The 21,154-nt window shown below is 55.5% G+C and carries 20 protein-coding genes, 1 tRNA gene and 2 rRNA genes; 21 read left to right on the plus strand and 2 right to left on the minus strand.

All coding sequences use genetic code 11. The features are described 5' to 3' along the window. Positions 1-121 precede the first annotated feature (121 nt). The 3 genes from H0S68_RS03995 to H0S68_RS04005 all read left to right on the plus strand — a co-directional run bounded on the left by H0S68_RS03995 (position 122) and on the right by H0S68_RS04005 (position 3,420). Positions 122-3,030, plus strand: a 23S ribosomal RNA gene (locus tag H0S68_RS03995). Between the two features lie 102 nt (positions 3,031-3,132). Further along, positions 3,133-3,248: ribosomal RNA gene (gene rrf / locus H0S68_RS04000) — 5S ribosomal RNA — on the plus strand. 95 nt (positions 3,249-3,343) lie between these two features. After that, positions 3,344-3,420, plus strand: a tRNA-Asp gene (locus H0S68_RS04005). 188 nt (positions 3,421-3,608) lie between these two features. Here the strand turns inward: H0S68_RS04005 and H0S68_RS04010 are convergent. After that, positions 3,609-3,998 carry a hypothetical protein gene (locus H0S68_RS04010; RefSeq protein WP_115060041.1) on the minus strand — a complete coding sequence of 130 codons (390 nt, stop codon included), beginning with the start codon at positions 3,996-3,998 and terminating at the stop codon, positions 3,609-3,611. A gap of 284 nt (positions 3,999-4,282) precedes the next feature. Here H0S68_RS04010 and H0S68_RS04015 point away from each other — a divergent pair, with 284 nt between their 5' ends. The 17 genes from H0S68_RS04015 to dkgB all read left to right on the plus strand — a co-directional run bounded on the left by H0S68_RS04015 (position 4,283) and on the right by dkgB (position 18,768). Then, entirely contained in the window at positions 4,283-5,005 is a 723-nt protein-coding gene (locus tag H0S68_RS04015; protein WP_410529165.1) for a beta-ketoacyl synthase chain length factor, read from the plus strand. Continuing rightward, entirely contained in the window at positions 5,005-5,823 is an 819-nt protein-coding gene (locus H0S68_RS04020; protein WP_128864348.1) for a lysophospholipid acyltransferase family protein, read from the plus strand. The genes H0S68_RS04015 and H0S68_RS04020 overlap by 1 nt, the downstream gene beginning before the upstream one ends. Before the next feature lie 4 nt (positions 5,824-5,827). Continuing rightward, a complete protein-coding gene (locus H0S68_RS04025) occupies positions 5,828-6,088 on the plus strand; it encodes a phosphopantetheine-binding protein (protein WP_044548404.1) in 261 nt (86 codons plus the stop codon). 9 nt (positions 6,089-6,097) lie between these two features. Beyond that, on the plus strand, positions 6,098-6,349 hold the full coding sequence (locus tag H0S68_RS04030) for an acyl carrier protein (RefSeq protein WP_128864349.1): 252 nt from the start codon (positions 6,098-6,100) through the stop codon (positions 6,347-6,349). 38 nt (positions 6,350-6,387) lie between these two features. Further along, a complete protein-coding gene (locus H0S68_RS04035) occupies positions 6,388-6,945 on the plus strand; it encodes a hypothetical protein (RefSeq protein ID WP_128864471.1) in 558 nt (185 codons plus the stop codon). After that, complete coding sequence (locus H0S68_RS04040; RefSeq protein WP_262244619.1) at positions 6,912-8,285, plus strand: AMP-binding protein; 1,374 nt, start codon at positions 6,912-6,914, stop codon at positions 8,283-8,285. Before H0S68_RS04035 ends, H0S68_RS04040 begins: the two co-directional genes overlap by 34 nt. Continuing rightward, positions 8,282-8,626 carry a 3-hydroxyacyl-ACP dehydratase FabZ family protein gene (locus H0S68_RS04045; RefSeq protein ID WP_020825309.1) on the plus strand — a complete coding sequence of 115 codons (345 nt, stop codon included), beginning with the start codon at positions 8,282-8,284 and terminating at the stop codon, positions 8,624-8,626. Before H0S68_RS04040 ends, H0S68_RS04045 begins: the two co-directional genes overlap by 4 nt. After that, the gene (locus H0S68_RS04050) at positions 8,617-10,335 is read left to right on the plus strand and encodes a glycosyltransferase family 2 protein (RefSeq protein WP_410529166.1); all 1,719 of its coding nucleotides are present in this window, start codon (positions 8,617-8,619) and stop codon (positions 10,333-10,335) included. The genes H0S68_RS04045 and H0S68_RS04050 overlap by 10 nt, the downstream gene beginning before the upstream one ends. Further along, on the plus strand, positions 10,332-10,760 hold the full coding sequence (locus H0S68_RS04055) for an acyl-CoA thioesterase (protein ID WP_046374459.1): 429 nt from the start codon (positions 10,332-10,334) through the stop codon (positions 10,758-10,760). The genes H0S68_RS04050 and H0S68_RS04055 overlap by 4 nt, the downstream gene beginning before the upstream one ends. Then, positions 10,757-11,362, plus strand: a complete 606-nt coding sequence (locus H0S68_RS04060; protein WP_410529167.1) for a LolA family protein — start codon at positions 10,757-10,759, stop codon at positions 11,360-11,362. The genes H0S68_RS04055 and H0S68_RS04060 overlap by 4 nt, the downstream gene beginning before the upstream one ends. Continuing rightward, positions 11,352-13,658 (plus strand): MMPL family transporter, encoded by a 2,307-nt coding sequence (locus H0S68_RS04065; RefSeq protein WP_410529168.1) that lies wholly within the window; start codon positions 11,352-11,354, stop codon positions 13,656-13,658. The genes H0S68_RS04060 and H0S68_RS04065 overlap by 11 nt, the downstream gene beginning before the upstream one ends. Beyond that, positions 13,658-14,230: a DUF3261 domain-containing protein gene (locus H0S68_RS04070; RefSeq protein ID WP_410529169.1), complete on the plus strand. Its 573-nt coding sequence runs from the start codon at positions 13,658-13,660 to the stop codon at positions 14,228-14,230. The genes H0S68_RS04065 and H0S68_RS04070 overlap by 1 nt, the downstream gene beginning before the upstream one ends. After that, a complete protein-coding gene (locus H0S68_RS04075; protein WP_410529170.1) occupies positions 14,230-15,399 on the plus strand; it encodes a beta-ketoacyl-[acyl-carrier-protein] synthase family protein in 1,170 nt (389 codons plus the stop codon). The genes H0S68_RS04070 and H0S68_RS04075 overlap by 1 nt, the downstream gene beginning before the upstream one ends. Beyond that, entirely contained in the window at positions 15,396-15,869 is a 474-nt protein-coding gene (locus H0S68_RS04080; protein ID WP_130016753.1) for a hotdog family protein, read from the plus strand. The genes H0S68_RS04075 and H0S68_RS04080 overlap by 4 nt, the downstream gene beginning before the upstream one ends. Then, complete coding sequence (locus tag H0S68_RS04085) at positions 15,866-16,597, plus strand: 3-ketoacyl-ACP reductase FabG2 (protein ID WP_115060019.1); 732 nt, start codon at positions 15,866-15,868, stop codon at positions 16,595-16,597. The genes H0S68_RS04080 and H0S68_RS04085 overlap by 4 nt, the downstream gene beginning before the upstream one ends. Then, positions 16,594-17,823, plus strand: a complete 1,230-nt coding sequence (locus H0S68_RS04090; protein ID WP_410529171.1) for a beta-ketoacyl-ACP synthase — start codon at positions 16,594-16,596, stop codon at positions 17,821-17,823. Before H0S68_RS04085 ends, H0S68_RS04090 begins: the two co-directional genes overlap by 4 nt. 141 nt (positions 17,824-17,964) lie before the next feature. Continuing rightward, the gene (gene dkgB, locus H0S68_RS04095) at positions 17,965-18,768 is read left to right on the plus strand and encodes a 2,5-didehydrogluconate reductase DkgB (protein WP_020825319.1); all 804 of its coding nucleotides are present in this window, start codon (positions 17,965-17,967) and stop codon (positions 18,766-18,768) included. Positions 18,769-18,812: 44 nt separating this feature from the next. Here the strand turns inward: dkgB and yafC are convergent, their stop codons facing one another. Next, the gene (gene yafC / locus H0S68_RS04100; protein ID WP_020825320.1) at positions 18,813-19,700 is read right to left on the minus strand and encodes a DNA-binding transcriptional regulator YafC; all 888 of its coding nucleotides are present in this window, start codon (positions 19,698-19,700) and stop codon (positions 18,813-18,815) included. Positions 19,701-19,806: 106 nt separating this feature from the next. On the opposite strand from yafC, the gene H0S68_RS04105 reads away from it, so the two are divergent. After that, on the plus strand, positions 19,807-20,982 hold the full coding sequence (locus H0S68_RS04105) for an MFS transporter (protein WP_020825321.1): 1,176 nt from the start codon (positions 19,807-19,809) through the stop codon (positions 20,980-20,982). The last annotated feature ends 172 nt before the right edge of the window (positions 20,983-21,154 follow it).

Consider the following 21,154-nt stretch of genomic DNA (forward strand, 5'->3'; position numbering starts at 1 on the left):
CATGACAGCTGAAACTTATCCCTCCGTAGAAGTATTGGGGTAAGGATTAACCTGTCATAGAGTCTCTCAAATGTAGCAGCACGATGTGTTCTCTGTTTACAGAAACACCTTCGGGTTGTGAGGTTAAGTGACTAAGCGTACACGGTGGATGCCTAGGCAGTCAGAGGCGATGAAGGGCGTGCTAATCTGCGATAAGCGTCGGTAAGGTGATATGAACCGTAATAACCGGCGATACCCGAATGGGGAAACCCAGTGCAATTCGTTGCACTATCATACGATGAATACATAGTCGTATGAGGCGAACCGGGGGAACTGAAACATCTAAGTACCCCGAGGAAAAGAAATCAACCGAGATTCCCCCAGTAGCGGCGAGCGAACGGGGAGGAGCCCAGAACCTGAATCAGTTCTTGTGTTAGTGGAAGCGTCTGGAAAGTCGCACAGTAAAGGGTGATAGTCCCGTACACTAAAATGCATTAATTGTGAGTTCGATGAGTAGGGCGGGACACGTGACATCCTGTCTGAATATGGGGGGACCATCCTCCAAGGCTAAATACTCCTGACTGACCGATAGTGAACCAGTACCGTGAGGGAAAGGCGAAAAGAACCCCGGCGAGGGGAGTGAAATAGAACCTGAAACCGTGTACGTACAAGCAGTGGGAGCACCTTCGTGGTGTGACTGCGTACCTTTTGTATAATGGGTCAGCGACTTATATTTTGTAGCAAGGTTAACCGTATAGGGGAGCCGTAGGGAAACCGAGTCTTAACTGGGCGAATAGTTGCAAGGTATAGACCCGAAACCCGGTGATCTAGCCATGGGCAGGTTGAAGGTTGGGTAACACTAACTGGAGGACCGAACCGACTAATGTTGAAAAATTAGCGGATGACTTGTGGCTGGGGGTGAAAGGCCAATCAAACCGGGAGATAGCTGGTTCTCCCCGAAAGCTATTTAGGTAGCGCCTCGTGAACTCATCTTCGGGGGTAGAGCACTGTTTCGGCTAGGGGGCCATCCCGGCTTACCAAACCGATGCAAACTCCGAATACCGAAGAATGTTATCACGGGAGACACACGGCGGGTGCTAACGTCCGTCGTGAAGAGGGAAACAACCCAGACCGCCAGCTAAGGTCCCAAAGTCATGGTTAAGTGGGAAACGATGTGGGAAGGCATAGACAGCCAGGATGTTGGCTTAGAAGCAGCCATCATTTAAAGAAAGCGTAATAGCTCACTGGTCGAGTCGGCCTGCGCGGAAGATGTAACGGGGCTAAACCATGCACCGAAGCTGCGGCAGCGACGCTTAGGCGTTGTTGGGTAGGGGAGCGTTCTGTAAGCCGTTGAAGGTGGCCTGTGAGGGTTGCTGGAGGTATCAGAAGTGCGAATGCTGACATAAGTAACGATAAAGCGGGTGAAAAGCCCGCTCGCCGGAAGACCAAGGGTTCCTGTCCAACGTTAATCGGGGCAGGGTGAGTCGACCCCTAAGGCGAGGCCGAAAGGCGTAGTCGATGGGAAACAGGTTAATATTCCTGTACTCGGTGTTACTGCGAAGGGGGGACGGAGAAGGCTAGGCTAGCCGGGCGACGGTTGTCCCGGTTTAAGCGTGTAGGGGGAGTGACCTGGTAAATCCGGTTACTTACTCAACCCTGAGGCGTGATGACGATGCACTACGGTGCAGAAGTAGTTGATGCCAAGCTTCCAGGAAAAGCCTCTAAGCATCAGGTAACACAGAATCGTACCCCAAACCGACACAGGTGGTCAGGTAGAGAATACCAAGGCGCTTGAGAGAACTCGGGTGAAGGAACTAGGCAAAATGGTGCCGTAACTTCGGGAGAAGGCACGCTGGCGCGTAGGTGAAGAGACTTGCTCTCGGAGCTGAAGCCAGTCGCAGATACCAGCTGGCTGCAACTGTTTAATAAAAACACAGCACTGTGCAAACACGAAAGTGGACGTATACGGTGTGACGCCTGCCCGGTGCTGGAAGGTTAATTGATGGGGTCAGCCGCAAGGCGAAGCTCTTGATCGAAGCCCCAGTAAACGGCGGCCGTAACTATAACGGTCCTAAGGTAGCGAAATTCCTTGTCGGGTAAGTTCCGACCTGCACGAATGGCGTAATGATGGCCAGGCTGTCTCCACCCGAGACTCAGTGAAATTGAACTCGCTGTGAAGATGCAGTGTACCCGCGGCAAGACGGAAAGACCCCGTGAACCTTTACTATAGCTTGACACTGAACATTGAGCCTTGATGTGTAGGATAGGTGGGAGGCTTTGAAGCGTGGACGCCAGTCTGCGTGGAGCCAACCTTGAAATACCACCCTTTAATGTTTGATGTTCTAACTCGGCCCCGTGATCCGGGGTGAGGACAGTGTCTGGTGGGTAGTTTGACTGGGGCGGTCTCCTCCCAAAGAGTAACGGAGGAGCACGAAGGTTAGCTAATCACGGTCGGACATCGTGAGGTTAGTGCAAAGGCATAAGCTAGCTTGACTGCGAGAGTGACGGCTCGAGCAGGTACGAAAGTAGGTCTTAGTGATCCGGTGGTTCTGAATGGAAGGGCCATCGCTCAACGGATAAAAGGTACTCCGGGGATAACAGGCTGATACCGCCCAAGAGTTCATATCGACGGCGGTGTTTGGCACCTCGATGTCGGCTCATCACATCCTGGGGCTGAAGTAGGTCCCAAGGGTATGGCTGTTCGCCATTTAAAGTGGTACGCGAGCTGGGTTTAGAACGTCGTGAGACAGTTCGGTCCCTATCTGCCGTGGGCGTTGGAAGATTGAGAGGGGTTGCTCCTAGTACGAGAGGACCGGAGTGAACGCACCACTGGTGTTCGGGTTGTCATGCCAATGGCACTGCCCGGTAGCTAAGTGCGGAAAAGATAAGCGCTGAAAGCATCTAAGCGCGAAACTTGCCTCGAGATGAGTCTTCCCTGGGCCTTTAAGGCCCCTGAAGGAACGTTTAAGACTAAGACGTTGATAGGCTGGGTGTGTAAGTGCAGCGATGCATTGAGCTAACCAGTACTAATGATCCGTGAGGCTTAACCTTACAACACCAAAGGTGTTTTAGAGAGATTGTAGAGATTTTCAGCGAGTTCCGAGATTGGTTTCAATGGCTGCGGGAGTGGCGGTTGGAATGAAACAGAATTTGCCTGGCGGCAATAGCGCGGTGGTCCCACCTGACCCCATGCCGAACTCAGAAGTGAAACGCCGTAGCGCCGATGGTAGTGTGGGGTCTCCCCATGCGAGAGTAGGACACTGCCAGGCATCAAATAAACGTTATCAGCCTGACAACTGGTAATGAGCAGGATCGCCAAGCGCGGTTTTGCCCACATCGAAAGATGTGACGTAAAAGAATCGGTGGAGCGGTAGTTCAGTTGGTTAGAATACCTGCCTGTCACGCAGGGGGTCGCGGGTTCGAGCCCCGTCCGTTCCGCCACTTATTTGATAAGCCCTGAGTCTATGACTCAGGGCTTTTTCATATGCAAAATTCAAGAAAATCCAAATCACTACGTGATTTATGCGGTGAAAATCTGCTTTTATAAATCATTATCTGAATTGTGCACCAATATAAAGAATAATATACCCGGCAATGTTATTCTCGCCGGGTAGTCTTTTTCTTTATCGTTATTTGATATTCTGACGGGCCAGTTCCAGTTGAATATCTTTATCCAGGTTGGCGACCCAGCGGTTATAATTCGGGTGAATATTTCCGCCTTTGGCATCCATATTACTGCTGGCAATATACTTAATCTGATAACTATTCGAATTGTAATTTATACGAATATCGGCGCTATGGCCACGCAGTAAGATCTTGCCATCGATCACACCGTCACTGACTGGGTTCATGATCCAACCACGGTTAAGCCCTGCGGCGAGAATGGCCTGACGCACCTGCGCATTACTGTGGCTACCTGCAACGTTTTGACTGACGTTTTTTACTGGCGCAGTGCCTGCACAGCCGCTGACCAGAATCGCTGCGAATACACCAGTTAAAATGAGTTTTAAAGGTTTCATACTCTTTTCCATGAGTGTTCGTTATTAAGATGTGTAATATTCATACATGAGATGTTATGTATGCTTACCCTCAATAAGATACTCCTCCGGGAGATTTTCGACAAATATTGCGGCTTTTCATTGTGATAATTCCCTCTGCGCTCAAGTCTCATGGCGTTATGTCGATAAATAACTCTAATCGGTTAATCGCGCATTTCAACTAAAAATAGGAATTTTGGGAATGCAATCCAGGATTAAATATAATAGATTTAGCCACGGAACTTTTCTGACCGGTAATACCATTAATGGCGGGCGACATGAATATACTCAGTTGGTGGGCAATGGCTCCCGATCGTGGAACGCGTGAAGCATGGCGTCAATGGTCATCAGATGACTTTCTTGCCTCCGATTATCAGGGCTCGTTGCCTGCCTGTTCTCATATCCCCATGATGTCGCTACGCCGAATGAGCGCCGGAACGCGTTTGGCAGTAGAAAGCGGGCTGATCTTATTGAAGGACTACCGGGCAGATATGGCGATCTTTACCAGTCGGCATGGTGAACTGGAGCGGACGCACAAGATTCTTCAACACCTGCATCAGGAACAACCGCTATCGCCAACGGATTTTGCCATGTCGGTGCATAACACGGCGGCGGGATGGTTAACGATTATAGCGAAGAATACCTTGCCAACCACCTCGTTGGCTGCCGGCGAGGACAGTTTTCAGCAGGGCATGATAGAGGCTCAGGCCTTGTTAGCTACGGGCAGTGCGCAGCGGGTGTTATTAATTGATTTCGACGGTACCGTACCGGATGTCTACCGGCCTTTCGCGCCAGAAAATACATTCCCTTATGCCGTCGCCCTGTTGCTGGAAAACGGTGGCTCGTTACACTGCAAGGTTGCTGAATCGGCGCAGGTTCAGGCTAGCCGTCGGGAACCACAGAGTATGGCATTTTTGCGCGGTTGGCTTGGCGCTGATGATGCATTCACGGTCCCCGGCCAACGGCATGACTGGGTGTGGGGACGCTGATGGAAAAGGCGATGCCTGCAGAAAATACGCCGGAACAATCCTCATGGTTTAACCGTTGTTGGCGGGTGATAGCTACGGGTTTTTGTTTCTCGTTGTTTGGCCTGGGCGGTCTGTTATTGTCCGGTGTTTGGTTTAATCTTATGCGTCTTGCAGTGCGTGATCCTGCTCGTCGCAACCAACTGACGCAAAGTTCTATCCGCCACAGTTTCCGTTTCTTCCTGGCTACCACGAGGTTTTTCGGCGTACTGGACTACCATTTCGACAATGCGGAGCGCTTTCGCGAAGATCGCGGTTGTTTGGTGATCGCCAATCATCCCAGCCTGTTGGATTACGTGTTATTGGCTTCGCAAATGCCACGTTGCGACTGCATAGTGAAAGAGGCTTTGCTGAGCAATGTGTTTGTCAGCGGAGTGATCAAGGCCGCCGGATATCTGGCCAATGCGCAGTCGGATATATTGTTGGAACAGTGCGGACAAAGGCTGGCTGCCGGGGGGACAATCTTAATCTTCCCGGAAGGCACCCGCACCACACCAGGCAAGGCTCTGGCACTGCAGCGAGGAGCGGCCAATATTGCGCTGCGCGGTCAATGTAGCATCCGCATTGTGCATATCCACTGCCACCCCCCCATGCTGACGAAGCAAGGCAAATGGTATAAGATCCCGGCGGTAAAACCGCAATTCCGGATCACCGTTCAGGATAAGATCGACACCCGCGCATTCATTCATGCAAATGATGTTTCGCCCGCCCTTGCGGCAAGAAGATTAACCCAGCATTTAACTGACGCTTTACAGTCAGAACCTATAAATAATGAGAAATAGCGTAATGAATTTATTGAGCACCGAAATCAAGCAATTGATCATTGATACGCTCAATCTTGAAGGTATGACACCGGAGGAGATTGACGCCGAAGCGCCGCTGTTTGGTGATGGACTGGGTCTGGACTCCATTGATGCATTGGAACTGGGGCTGGCTTTAAAAAACCGTTACGGCGTGGTGCTGTCGGCTGAAAGCCAGGATATGCGCCAACACTTTTATTCCGTGGAAACGCTGGCGAAGTTTGTTTCTGCACAGCGTAGCCAATAAGGGGTTTTCATGGATAAGCAAGAAATTTACCTGCAAATTCAGTCGCTTCTGGTCAAGCTGTTCGAGCTGGACGCCGATGACATCAAGCCAGAGTCCCGTTTGTACGAAGAGCTGGAGCTAGACAGCATCGATGCGGTGGATCTGGTGGTGCACCTGCAGAAAACGACCGGCAAAAAGATCAAACCGGAAATGTTCAAGTCAGTGCGAACCGTACAGGACGTGGTTGACGCCATTGATGAACTGCTGAAGTCAGAAAGCTAAGGCTGCGGGCTAAGGTGGAGAGTCGTTGGCTGACCCCGATGTTGCGGTTGCTGCAGGGCGCAGTATGGCTGGTGCTGTTGCTGTATCCGCTGACGGTTTGGGTCGGCCTGACGCATTGGGGAACCGCTCTCCTGGCACCGTTATTGGTGGGGGTCTTTAGCTTGCGCCTGCTGATGTTGCGCGGGAAACTGCGCCAACAAATGTGGCTGGGAAAAGCCTTGGCCCTAGTGGGCATCTTGCTGGCGCTCGCCAGTTGGGCGTTAAAGCAGAGCCACTGGTTGCTGTACTACCCGGTGCTGGTCAACGCAATACTGCTGCTGCTGTTTGCCTACTCGCTGTTTGCCCCGCCTACGGTGGTGGAGCGATTGGCCCGTATAACGGAACCGCAGTTGGACGCTGCCGGCATTGCTTATACTCGCCGGGTGACTCAGGTGTGGTGCGGGTTCTTTATTGTTAACGGTGCGATAGCGCTGACAACCTGTCTGTCCGGTGATATCACACTCTGGACGCTGTATAACGGCGGCATCAGCTATCTGCTGATGGGGGCATTAATGGGTATTGAATGGATAGTCAGGAAAAGGATCCGGCACGCCTGAGTTTGCCAATGAACCGCTGGCTCAGCACGCAACGCGATGATTCGGTGCCGATCGCCTGGCGTGGCGATCAGCTATTCTGTCTCGGCCAATTTCGCCGTGACGTTGCCGCATTGGCCGCGATACTGGCGAGTAGGGAAGAGCACCGCTGGGCGCTGTGCTTTGATGATAGCTATCGCTTTGCCGTCGCCTTGCTGGCGTCGTTGTATGCCGGCAGGCTGCCGGTGATTTTTGGTCACCAGCGAGAAGCTATCCTCAAAGAGCAACGAGCGGATTACGATGCGCTACTGACCGATTTGCCTCTCGATCCTGGCGTGCCCGTTTTGGCGGTGCGCGAGGGCGGTTGTGAGGATATCGCGCTACCCGCCTGGCCTCAGGATCCTCGTTTTATTCTTTACACTTCCGGCTCGACCGGCCAACCGCAGGCTGTGTGCAAATCCGTCGCCTGCATGGACCGTGAAAGCGAACTGTTGGCTGCCGCTTTTGGTGACGTCTTGCGAGGATGCCGCGTCGTCGCATCGGTATCCCATCAGCATATGTATGGCCTGAGCTTCCGGCTGTTTCTGCCGCTGGCTTTAGGGCTGCCGTTTGATGCGCAGTTGACGCAATACCAAGAGCAGTTGATTGCCCGACATCAGGGCCGGCGTTTGGTGTTTGTCAGCAGCCCGGCATGGCTCAAGCGTTTGGATAATCGTTTGACGCTCGCCGAGTGCGTGGAGGTTTTTTCCGCCGGCGGCCCGTTATCCGAGGTGGAAGCACAGCTTGCCCGGCAAATGCTGGGGGTATTGCCACTGGAAATCTACGGTACCACGGAAACCGGTTCACTGGCCTGGCGCAGGCAAAATCGGGACATTGCCCTGTGGCAGCCGTTTGCTTGCGTCAGGTTAAAGGTGGATTCAGACAATCGGATTGAGGTTATGTCACCCCTGATACCTGACACGGGTAAAACGTTGCTGAGCGACATTATCGAACTGGCGCCGGATGGTCGACAATTCCAGTTAAATGGCCGCGCCGACCGCATTATCAAGCTGGAAGAGAAACGGTTGTCGTTAACCGAGGTGGAACGTCGCTTGGTGGCCTTGCCGGAGGTTGCCGATGCTGCCGTGCTAACGCAGCAGCAAAGAGGGCGCACGCTGCTGGTGGCCGTTGTCGTGCTATCTCCGTACGGCGAGCTCCGCCGACAAAGCTTGTCCGAAGGGGCTTTTACCCGTGAACTGCACCAGGCGCTGCGAGGCTGGCTGGAGCCGGTGGCTCTGCCGCGCAGTTGGCGCATTATCGATGCCATTCCGCTTAATCCGCAGGGCAAGCGCGCCTATGCTGAGCTACAGGAGCTGTTCTTATGATGCAACCTGAGGTGCTGCAACAGCAGGTGAGCGATGCCACCCATGCCAGCCTGCAGCTGCATTTGCCCGCTGAACTGTTTTGGTTTCGCGGCCACTTTCCGCAGCATCCGATCCTGCCGGGGGTCACGCAACTGAACTGGGTCATGCAGTATGCCCGTCAGCTGCTGGCTATCGAGGCCGGATTCAAAGGGATCGAGGTGGTCAAGTTTCAACAACCGTTACTGCCGGGGCAGAGGGTGTTGCTGCAACTCGAATGGCAACCGGAACGGCACAAGCTTTTGTTCAGCTATCGCGTCGGTGAGGCGATCGCCAGCAGCGGCAAGATCTCGTTATGTCAGTAAGCGCCCCTTTTTCCCCCTGTCTTCTTATTCCTTGTTTTAATCACGGGCAGATGATGGCCGCGGTACTGACATCGTTGGCGGATTATGGCCTGCCTTGCCTGGTGGTGGACGACGGCAGCGCTGCTGCCACCGCCGAAACGCTACAGCGGCTGGCCGCCGAACTGCCCTGGGTTAGCCTGTTGCGGTTGGAAAAAAACCAGGGGAAGGGCGCAGCGGTCATCGCCGGTCTGCAATTGGCTCAGCGACAGGGCTACAGCCATGCTTTGCAGGTGGATGCCGACGGTCAGCATCAACTGAGTGATATACCGGCCATGATTGCCGAAGCGCGCGCTCATCCGGACTGTCTGATTTCCGGCCGGCCAGTCTATGACAGCTCGGTACCCAAAGCGCGCCTGTATGGGCGTTACGTCACCCACGTCTGGGTGTGGATCGAAACCCTGTCGCTGTCATTAAAGGACAGCATGTGCGGTTTCCGCGTTTACCCGGTAGCGCCGACGCTGGCGTTGACGGCGCGCCAACCGCTTGGCAAACGCATGGATTTCGATACCGAAGTGATGGTCCGGCTGTATTGGCAGGGGGTGCAAAGCCGTTTCTTGCCGACGCGGGTTACTTACCCGGTCGATGGCGTTTCGCATTTCGATGCGCTGCGCGATAACTTGCGTATTTCCTGGATGCACACCCGGTTGTTTTTCGGCATGTTGCCGCGGATTCCGCGTTTACTGCGTCAACGCCAACGGGCGAAGAAAGCGCAGCATTGGTCAGCAACTCAGGAGCGTCATGGCCTGTGGGGGATTCGGCTTATGCTGAAGGTCTACCAGATGTTTGGCCGCCGGGCATTTCAATGGCTGCTGTACCCGGTGATCGGCTACTTCTGGCTGACCGGGCGTGCTCAACGTGAAGCTTCGCGTGATTATCTGCAACGTCTGCGGCAGTTTGCCCACAATCGACAGCAACCATTACCCACGCCGCTCAACAGCTTTCGGCACTTTATGCGTTTTGGCGATGCGATGCTCGACAAGCTGGCGAGCTGGCGTGGTGAACTTCGTGACGTTCGGCTGGTAGATCCCGCAGCCTGTGAACGGCAGATCGCTTCCGGCAGAGGTACGCTGATCCTGGCCTCGCACTTGGGGGATATCGAGTCTTGCCGCGCTTTGGGTGAGTTGAATTCTGGCGTCAAGGTGAATGCTCTGGTGTTTACCGAGCATGCCGAGCGCTTCAATCAGGTGATGAAAGAGGTCAACCCTCGTGCCAACCTTAACCTGATACCGGTGACTTCACTGGGGCCTGAAACCGCCATGCGTCTGCAGGACAAACTCGACGCCGGCGAGTGGGTGGCTATCGTTGGCGATCGCACCTCGGCCGGAAAACATCAGCGCGGTGAGCAACCGAGGGTGGTGTGGAGCCGCTTTCTCGGTCAATCGGCACCTTTCCCTCAGGGGCCTTTTGTTCTGGCCGCTGCGCTGCGTTGTCCGGTATACCTGATGTTCGGTCTCAAACAGCAGGGGCGTCTGAACGTTTATTTCGAACCGTTTGCCGATCCGCTGTCATTACCCCGGCAGCAGCGCCAACAGGCGTTGCAGGATGCGGTGGACCGCTATGCCGCCCGGCTGGAGCATTATTGCCTGCTGGCGCCGCTCGACTGGTTTAATTTTTTCGATTTCTGGCAGTTGGCGGCACCGTCGCCAACGCAACAGGGGCCTGAGACATGAAGCTTAAAGACAATCCGCGATTCTCCGTCAGGGTTGAAATCACCATCCCTTTCCATGATACCGATGCCATGGGCGTGGTGTGGCACGGTAACTACTTCCGTTATTTCGAGATTGCCCGCGAAGCCTTGCTCAAACAGTTCAATTACGGATACCGGCAGATGCAGGCCTCGGGCTATGTCTGGCCGATCGTAGATACGCGGGTGAAATATATTGCGCCTGTCCTGTTTGAGCAGCGCATCATCGTCTGTGCAGAGCTGGAAGAGTATGAAAACCGCCTGCGCATCGGCTACCGCATTCTGGATGCAGAGAGCGGAATAACCACCACCCGCGGCCATACTATTCAGGTCGCGGTGGACGCCGACAGCAAAGAAATGTGCTTTGTCTCCCCGCAAGTACTGTTGGATAACATCGAGGGGGCACAATGAAATTTTGGATGCTGGCTGTTGTGACCTTCTTCAGTCTGGGCGTGCAGGCGGTAACGCTGCCGGAGCTGCAGCAGCGGTTTAGCCAACAGCCGGTGCTGCACGCCGAATTTGAGCAGCAGCGCAGTATCAGCGGCATGGCAAAACCGTTGAAGTCCAGCGGCGAACTGTTGATTTCCCAGCAGAAAGGATTGTGGTGGGCGCAACAGAAGCCTTTCCCGCTGACCCTGCTGCTGGATGATAAACGCATGGTGCAAACCCTGGCGGGCCAGCCGCCGCAGGTGGTAACGGCGGACAACAACCCGCAGATGTTCCAGTTCAATCACCTGCTGACCGCGCTGTTTCATGCCGACAGCCAGGCGCTGGAACAAAACTTTGCTCTGCAGTTCACCGATTTGGGGCATAACCACTGGCGGCTGGTGCTGACGCCGAAAACCACGCCGCTCGACAAACTGTTCAAGCGCATTACCCTCAACGGCGAACAGTACCTGGAAACTATTGATATCGACGATATGCAAAGTGACGCCACCCATATTCGCTTCTTTAATCAACGTACGGTGCCGCAGGCGCTGACTGACGAGGAGCAACAGCGTTTTGCGTCCTGAACTGCATCGGCGGCTGGCATTTGGCTGGCTGGCGATTTGCCTGCTGCTGATTGCGGCCTTGTGCTGGCTGTTGCCGCGCAGTCAAATCAACAGCAGCGTCCTGGCGTTATTGCCAAAACAGCAACTGGTTGGCGTGCCGGATGAATTGGCTGACGGCTTCAGCCGCCGCCTGGATCGTCAACTGATGTGGCTAGTCAGCCCGCCGCCAGGGGCGGATAACGCCGCAGTGGATTGGTGGTGGCAGCAGCTACGTCAGATGCCCGAGTTGCAGCGGGTTGGCGGGCCTATGGATGCACAACGTCAGCAGCAGTGGGGGCGTTTTTTCTACCAGCATCGCAATGTGCTGCTGGATGATGCCACTCGGCAACGTTTGCAGCAGGGGGCAGACGCGCAGAGCCAGTGGATCCTCGGCCAACTCTATTCTGCTTTCGCCGGCGTCAGCGGCAAAGAGCTGGCGAACGATCCGTTGATGCTGGTACGTGCCTCACAGTTGGCGCAGCAACAGAACGGCGGCTTGCTGAGCCTGTCCAAGGGGTGGCTGGTGGCGCGTGATGTACAGGGGCGCAGTTGGTATTTGTTGCACGCCGAGCTTAGCGCATCATCTTATGACATCAGCAGTGCCCGGCTAACGGTAGATAAACTGACAGCGTTGCAGCAACAGCTGCAGCAGTGCTGGCCGGGAGCCGAAGTGCTCAGCCGCGGCACGTTGTTTTACAGCAACTACGCCAGCCAACAGGCCGAAAAGGATATTTCCACGATTGGCCTGGCGTCGGTGGCGGGCGTGTTTTTATTGGTGTTGTTTATGTTCCGCTCACCTTTGCCGCTGTTGTTGTGCGCGCTGTCGGTGGGTATTGGCGCTCTGGCCGGCACCGTCGCTACGCTGCTGGCCTTTGGCGAAATACATTTGATGACGCTGGTGCTGAGCATCAGCATCGTCGGCATTTCGGCTGACTACACGCTCTATTTCCTGACCGAGCGAATGGTGCATGGTCGGCAGTCGACGCCATTAGCCAGTTTGCAAAAGCTGTTGCCGGCATTGTCGATGGCGTTGCTGACCACCGTAGTGGCCTACCTGGCGCTGTTGATTGCGCCGTTCCCCGGTTTGCAGCAGTTGGCGGTATTTGCCGCTGCCGGATTGAGCGCCGCCTGCATTACCGTTATTTGCTGGTACCCGCAATTGTCGCGACGGTTGCCGGTACGCCCAGCGCCGGGGTTAACACTGATCCTGAATTGGCTGCATGCCTGGCGCCATCGGCCGCTGTTGCGTTATGGGTTGCCCGACGCGGTGCTGTTGCTGGTGGTCGCGGGGTTCAGCCAGTTGAAGGTAGATGACGACATTGGCCAACTGCAGGCATTACCTGTGGCGTTACAGCAGCAGGAGCAGCGTATCGCCGCACTGACGGGCCAACATAACGATCAGAAGTGGCTGGTGGTCTACGGCGCCAATGCCGAGCAGCTGTTGCAACGTATCGAGTTGTTGCAACCCAAACTGGCTGAGGCCAAACAGCAAGGCGTGCTGGCGGATTATCGTCTGTTGCCTCTGCCTTCTCTCCAACGCCAGCAAGAAAACATCGCTTTATTGCAGCGCGTGGCGCCGCAGGTGATGAACAACCTGCAGCAGGCAGAGTTGGTATTGAGTACACCAGATTTAACGCCTGAATGGGTCAGCCCGCAGCAGTGGCTGGGCAGCGTGGTTAGCGAGGGTTGGCGTCTGCTGTGGCTGACGTTGCCCGATGGGCGCAGTGCGGCGCTGGTGCCCGTTAACGGCGTGAAGAACAGTGCGATGATGAAGACACTGGCGGAGCAGGTTCCCGGCACCGGTTGGATCGATAGGAAAACCGAGTTCAGTGACCTGTTTGGTCAATATCGCCTGTATCTTTCTTATCTGTTGGCATTGTCGGTTGCAGCGATTGCGCTGATTTACCTGTGGCGTTTTGGTCTGCGTCATGGCTTGCGCTGCATGGTGCCGACGCTATTGTCACTGGGTAGCGGTATTGCGGTATTGGCACTGAGTGGCCATACGCTAAATCTGTTTTCGCTGTTGGCGCTGGTGCTGGTTTTGGGGATCGGCATTAACTATACGTTGTTCTTTACCAATCCCCGGGGCACGCCGACCACCTCGATGTTCGCCATTTTTATGGCGGTATTCACCACCCAACTGACGTTCGGCATGCTGGTACTGAGCCACACTCAGGCCATCAGCAGTTTTGGTATCGTATTGAGCAGCGGAATTGCCGTGGCATTTTTATTGGCACCGCTGACGTTAGTATCGAAAAGAAAAAGAGGGAAAGCCTGATGCGCGGCTTACGAATGGTGCTGTTAATGTGGATTGTCGTGCTGGCCGGCTGCGCTGGTTCGCAGGATCCGACGCTGCCGCAGGCGTGGCTAAAACCCGGTACGCAGGTGACCTTACCACCTCCAGCGCTGGCTCAGCCGATTAATCAGCAACAGTTGCTGACCGCCGAAGTCAAAGGGCAACAGCATTCGATGCTGGTGCTGCTCAATGCCGACGGCCAGCGTTTGCAACTGGTGGGCATGTCGCCGCTCGGTATCCGTCTGTTTAACCTGACCTACGATCGTCAGGGGATCCACACCGAACAATTGATCAAGGTGGGGGAACTGCCGCCAGCCAGCCAGGTGCTGGCGGATATCATGTTGAGCTACTGGCCGGTGAAGGACTGGCAACCCTTGCTGCCAGCAGGGTGGCGACTGGAAGACCAGGCGCTGGTACGTCGCTTGTATGACGAGCATGGGGGGGTGATCAATGAAATCCGTTACCAGCAGATGGACGGAAGGCGAGAACCGGTGTCGATCGCGCAATCTGCCTTCCATTACCGCATCATCATTCAAACGCTGGGGAACGAATAATGATCTATTTCTCCGCCGTAGGAATGGTGAATGCGCTGGGCAACGATCTGCCGCAGATCGCGCAAAACCTGGCGCGCGGTATTTCGCCCGGCATGCAGCAGCAGACGCAGTGGCTGACGGGCGGCGCGCCGTCCTGGTTTGGCAACGTACAGGGTGATTTACCCGCGATCCCCGAGTCGCTCAAGCGGCATAATTCTCGCAATAATCGCCTGCTGTTGGCCGCTTTTGCGCAGATCGAGACGCCGGTACGCGAGGCCATTGCCCGTTACGGCGCCGATCGTGTCGCGGTGATTATGGGCACCAGCACTTCCGGCATTCACGAAGGCGAACTGGCGCTTCACCAGTATCAAGCGGGGCAATGGCCACCGGGTTACCATTATCACCAGCAGGAGCTGGGCGATCCGAGCCAGTTTCTCAGCGCTTTTCTCTCGACCCGTGGTCCGGCCTATACCCTGTCGACGGCCTGTTCCTCAAGCGCGCGGGCCATCATCAGCGGTAAACGTCTGATTGCAGCCGGGTTAGTGGACGCGGCGATTGTAGGCGGGGCAGACAGCCTGTGCCAAATGCCGATTAACGGTTTCCACAGCCTGGAGTCACTGTCCGCGGAGCGCTGCACGCCTTTTGCAACAGGACGCAGCGGGATTAATATCGGTGAGGCGGCGGCGTTAATGCTGTTGACGCGGGAACCTGCGCCGGTGGCGTTGTTGGGCGTTGGCGAATCTTCGGATGCCTGGCACATGTCGGCACCGCATCCAGCCGGTGAAGGCGCCGAGCGTGCAATGACCATGGCATTGCAGCAGGCCGGTTTGAGTACCGACCAAGTTGGTTATATTAATTTGCACGGCACGGCCACGCGGCTTAACGATCAGGTTGAAGCCCTGGTGGTGAATCGCCTGTTTGGCGAACAAACGCCGTGCAGTTCAACCAAGCATCTTACCGGCCATACGCTGGGGGCGGCTGGAGCGGTGGAGGCAGCGCTGAGCTGGCTGTTGTTGACCCAGTCATTGCCGCTGCCGCAGCAAGATTTCAGTGCAGTTCCACGCGATGCCGAACTGGCGCCGATCGGTCTGGTGTGTGAGCCCCAGACGTTGGGAGCGCGCGCTATCCTCTCCAATTCATTTGCCTTCGGCGGCAACAATGCCTGTTTGCTGTTGGGAGATGCTCCATGAATGCTTACCGGACGGCAGAATATTACTTACCTCATGCCTCACCGATGGTGCTGCTGGAACGGGTGCTGGAAGTGGGTGAAGAGCATACACGCTGCGCGGTCAACGTCAGTGCGAATAGCGTGCTGGCGCCGTTTCTCGACGAGCAGGGGGCACTTCCTGGTTGGTACGGCATTGAGCTGATGGCGCAGGCGATTGGGGTTTGGAGTGGCTGGCACGGTCGCCAGAGTGCCAAGCCGCCGCAGCTGGGTATGCTGCTCGGCGGGCGGGCCATTCACTGTGAGTTGCCCGCTTTTCCTGCCGGCAGCGAGCTGGTGGTTAGCGTGCAACAGTTGTTGAAAGACGAGAAATTAGCCAGTTTTGAGTGTGAAATCAGTATCGATAATGTGCCGATCGCACAGGGCAGGTTGAACACCTATCAACCTGATCAACAAGAAATTATTCAATTGACGACCTTAAGGGGAGACGCATGATGCGTTCCGTTTTAGTCACCGGCGCCAGTAAAGGGATCGGTCAGGCCATAGCCTGCCGCCTGGCTGCGGATGGCTTTTTGATTGTAGTCCACTACCACAGTGATAAGACCGGGGCAGAACACACCTTGCAGCAAATTGTCAGTGCCGGCGGGCAAGGGCGATTGATGCAGTTTGATATCAGCAACCGCATGCAGTGCCGCGAGGTGTTGGAGCAGGATATTGAAACCCACGGCGCCTACTACGGCGTGGTGAATAATGCAGGGATCACCCGCGATGGCGCTTTCCCGGCGTTAAGTGAGGAGGATTGGGATGGGGTGATCCATACCAATCTCGACAGCTTCTACAACGTGCTTCACCCCTGTGTCATGCCAATGATTGGCCTGCGCAAGGGCGGGCGGATCATCGCGCTGTCGTCGGTGTCGGGCGTCATGGGCAACCGTGGACAGGTAAACTACAGTGCGGCCAAGGCAGGTGTGATCGGTGCCTGTAAGGCGTTGGCTATCGAACTGGCGAAACGCAAAATTACCGTTAACTGCATCGCTCCGGGTTTGATCGACACTGGCATGATCGACATCGAGCCGGCGGCGCTGGATGAAGCGATGCGGGCAATCCCGCTTAAGCGTATGGGATCGGCAGAAGAGGTGGCGGGGTTGGCCAGCTACCTGATGTCGGATATCGCCGGCTATGTAACGCGGCAGGTCATTTCCATTAATGGAGGAATGGTATGACGCAACGAGTGGTCGTCACCGGCATGGCGGGCGTTACGGCGTTCGGCAATAGCTGGGCAGAGGTGTCCAGCCGGTTGAAGCAGGGCAAGAATGCGGTGCGTTACATGACGCAATGGGAAGAATACCAGGGGTTGAACACCCACCTCGGTGCCCCGATCGAGAATTTCATACTGCCGGATCACTATACGCGCAAGCGTATTCGTTCCATGGGCCGTGTTTCGCTGTTGGCGACTCGAGCGACGGAACTTGCGCTCGAACAGGCCGGGTTGCTGGGCGAGAAGGTGCTGACTAACGGTGAGACCGGTATCGCCTACGGTTCTTCGACCGGCAGCACCAAGCCGGTCAGTGAATTCGCCACCATGCTCACCGAGAAGCACACCGGCAATATTACCGGCACCACCTATGTGCAGATGATGCCTCATACCGCGGCGGTAAACACTGGCCTGTTCTTCGGCCTGCGGGGCCGGGTGATCCCGACATCCAGTGCCTGCACCTCCGGCAGTCAGGCGATTGGTTATGCCTATGAGAGTATCCGCCACGGTTATCAGACGGTGATGGTGGCCGGCGGGGCCGAAGAGCTGTGCCCTTCGGAAGCGGCGGTGTTCGATACGCTGTTTGCAACCAGCCAGCAGAACGATCGCCCCGAGTTTTCGCCACGGCCGTTTGACCGTCAGCGAGATGGATTAGTGATTGGCGAAGGGGCAGGAACGCTGATCCTGGAGTCACTGGAACATGCACAGGCGCGTGGTGCGACCATTTACGGCGAGGTTATCAGCTTTGCCACCAACTGTGATGCGGCACATATCACTCAGCCGCAGCAGGAAACCATGCAGATTTGCATGCAGCAGGCGCTGAGGGCTTCCGGGTTGGCAACCGGTGATATCGGCTATATCAGTGCCCACGGCACGGCGACCGATCGTGGCGATATCGCGGAAAGTCAGGCAACGGCGGCGATTTTCGGCAATCGAACGCCGATCTCCTCGCTGAAAAGTTATTTTGGCCATACGTTGGGCGCCTGTGGTGCGTTGGAAGCCTGGATGACGTTGGAGATGATGCGCGAAGGCAGCTTCGCCCCTACCATCAACCTCAGCGAACCGGACAGCGCCTGTGGCGACCTGGACTATATCATGGGCGGCTATCGTCAGATTGATACCGAGTTTGTGCAGTCGAATAACTTCGCTTTCGGCGGCATCAATACTTCACTGATCCTGCGCCGCTGGGCGTAATCTTGCACTGCCGGAGGTTTTCCTCCGGCAATTGTTGCTATCTAATCAAAAGTCTTATGCACAATAGGGCGTTTTTGATCAACAAAACAGTTGCCATAATCCTCCCATATCGCTTCAACATCCTAATGAGAGAATAAAATTATGAGCATCCCTGCATTTGGTTTAGGCACCTTCCGTCTCCAGGATCAGGTGGTGATCGACTCGGTCACTACGGCACTCGAGCTGGGATACCGCGCGATCGATACGGCGCAAATCTATGAAAACGAAGCGGCGGTGGGGCAGGCGATTGCCGCCAGCGGCGTACCGCGTGAAGAGCTGTTTATCACCACCAAGATCTGGATCGCCAATTTGGCGAAAGGCAAGCTGATCCCGAGCCTGCAAGAGAGCCTGAGCAAGTTGCAAACCGGCTATGTTGATCTGACCCTGATTCACTGGCCTTCGCCGAACGACGAAGTTCCTGTTGCCGAGTTTATGGCCGAACTGGCGGAGGCGAAAAAATTAGGCCTGACGCGCCAAATTGGCGTTTCCAACTTCACTCTGGATCTGATGCAGCAAGCGATTGACGCCGTTGGGGCAGAGCAGATCGCCACAAACCAGATTGAGCTCTCGCCCTACCTGCAAAACCGCAAAGTGGTGGAGTTTGCCCAGCAGCACGGCATTGCCATCACTTCCTACATGACGCTGGCCTATGGTCAGGCGCTGAAGGATGAGACCATCAAGGCGATTGCGGCACGCCGCAATGCCACTCCGGCACAGGTTATTCTGGCCTGGGCGCTGCAGCTGGGTTACGCGGTGATCCCATCATCGACCAAACGTGAAAACCTGGCGAGCAACCTGTTGGCGCAGCAGTTGACGTTAAGCAGTGAGGAAATGGCAGAAATTGCCAAGCTGGAAAGCAATGGCCGTTTGGTCAGCCCGGAAGGCCTGGCACCGAACTGGGATTAATTTTCCGTACCTTTACATCAGAGGCGCCCAGACGGGCGCCTTTTTTATTGCCCCAGATGTTTGCTGAGAAAATCGATAAAGCTGCGCAGGCGGTTGCTGACGGCACTGTCGCTGTAATACACCGCATTGATTGGCATGGCGACCGGCAGCGTCTCCTCCACCAAGATCGGCACCAGATCGCCGCGCTCGATGTCTGCGCTAATCATAAAATCGGACAGGCAGGCAATGCCGTTGCCATGCAGGCACAGGTGACGCTGAGTTTCACCACTGTTGGTGGTCAGGCCTGGGGTGATTTCCAACTGCCGACCGTCGGCGCAGGCCAGTGGCCAACGATTCAAACTGGGCAGATCGTTAAAACCGATGCAGCAGTGTTGCGCTAAGTCTTCCACCTTTTGTGGCATGCCATATTGTGCCAAATAGGCAGGGGAGGCCAGCACGCGTCGATAGCTGGTCATCAGTTTGCGTGCCTTCAGGCTGGAGTCGGTCAACTCACCGACGCGGATGGCAATATCCACCTTACGCTCGATCAGGTTAATAAAGTTCTCTGAAGACACCAGTGACAGCGACATTTCCGGGTACAGGGCCCTAAATTCCGCCACTAGCGGCGTTAATACGTGCAGCACGACTGGCGTGGCAGCATCGACGCGCAACAGCCCCTGTGGACGTTGACGGCTTTCCATCAGCGCATTCTCCGCCGCGGCCATATCACTCAGTACCTTCTGCACCTGGCGGAAATAGTTTTCCCCCTCCTGCGTCAGGCTGATCTGACGCGTCGTGCGGTTGAGCAGCGTGACTCCGAGCTTGGTTTCCAGCTTTTTGACGGTGCGGCTAACCACCGAATTGGCCTGATCCAGTCGTTCGGCCGCACGGCTGAAACTGCCGCTTTCCACCACGGTCACGAAAGTAATCAATTCATCGGAATTCGCTTTCACTGTTGCTCCATTGGCAAAATTCATTTGATATTTTGAGCATTTTTATCATTTAAGCACAGACCGATAATAGCTGCCATCAACCTGAACGCTATTTGGAGTAAAAAAGATGCCTCTCGCATTACTTGCATTGACCATCAGCGCCTTTGCTATTGGTACTACCGAGTTTGTGATCGTTGGGCTAATCCCGACTATCGCGGAACAACTGGGGGTGACAGTACCGTCCGCCGGGCTGCTGGTTACCATTTATGCTATCGGCGTGGCGATTGGTGCGCCGGTACTGACGGCTTTAACCGGCCGCGTACCGCGCAAGCTGCTGCTGATCAGCCTGATGGTGCTGTTTACCCTCGGCAACCTGCTGGCCTGGCAGTCGCCGAGCTATGAGTCGTTGGTTGTGGCCCGCTTGTTGACCGGCCTGGCCCACGGGGTATTCTTCTCCATCGGCTCTACTATCGCCACCAGTCTGGTTGCGAAAGAGAAAGCCGCCTCGGCGATCGCCATTATGTTCGGCGGCCTGACCGTAGCGTTGGTGACAGGGGTACCCTTGGGGACCTTTATCGGCCAACATTTTGGCTGGCGTGAAACCTTCCTGGCGGTGTCGCTTATTGGTGTGATTGCCACGGTGGCCAGCGTCATCCTGGTACCCAACAATATTAAAAATCAGGCCAGCGCCAGCATTGGCGAGCAGTTTAAAGTGCTGACTCATCCACGCCTGCTGCTGATTTACGCCATCACCGCGCTGGGTTACGGTGGCGTATTCACCACCTTCACCTTCCTGGCGCCAATGATGCAGGAACTGGCGGGGTTCTCCGCCCCCGCGGTCAGTTGGATCCTGCTGGCCTACGGCATTGCGGTAGCGATTGGCAACATTTGGGGCGGAAAATTGGCCGACCGCCATGGTGCCGTCCGTGCCCTCAGCTTTATCTTTGCCGCGCTGGCCGTTTTGCTGCTGGTGTTCCAGTTCACAGCCAGCCATAGCATCGCAGCGCTGATGACGGTGGTGGTGATGGGCGTATTCGCCTTCGGTAACGTACCGGGGCTGCAGGTTTACGTGGTGCAGAAAGCCGAACAGTACACGCCGAATGCGGTAGATGTCGCTTCCGGGCTGAACATCGCAGCTTTCAACGTGGGTATTGCTCTGGGATCGGTCATCGGCGGTCAGACCGTATCCACGCTAGGCCTGGCGCAAACGCCGTGGATTGGTGCGCTGATCGTGCTGGTGGCTCTGCTGCTGGTGGGGGTTAGCGGGCGTCTGGATAAGAAGTACCGGCAGCAATTGGCTTGATAGCAGCACCTTCCCCTTATCTGGCCCGCAAAATGCGGGCCTTTTCGCATTTATCATCGATCACCGCTAACCTTTACACACATATACTGTCAGAAGATTGAAATCCCTACCTCACGCCCCTATAACTGGAAAGGATATACCCCGTAAAAGCCATGCCGTCAGGTGAGGGCAG

Origin of the sequence: Serratia sp. AXJ-M (assembly GCF_046531865.1) — a bacterium.
GTDB classification, from domain to species: Bacteria; Pseudomonadota; Gammaproteobacteria; order Enterobacterales; family Enterobacteriaceae; genus Serratia; species Serratia liquefaciens.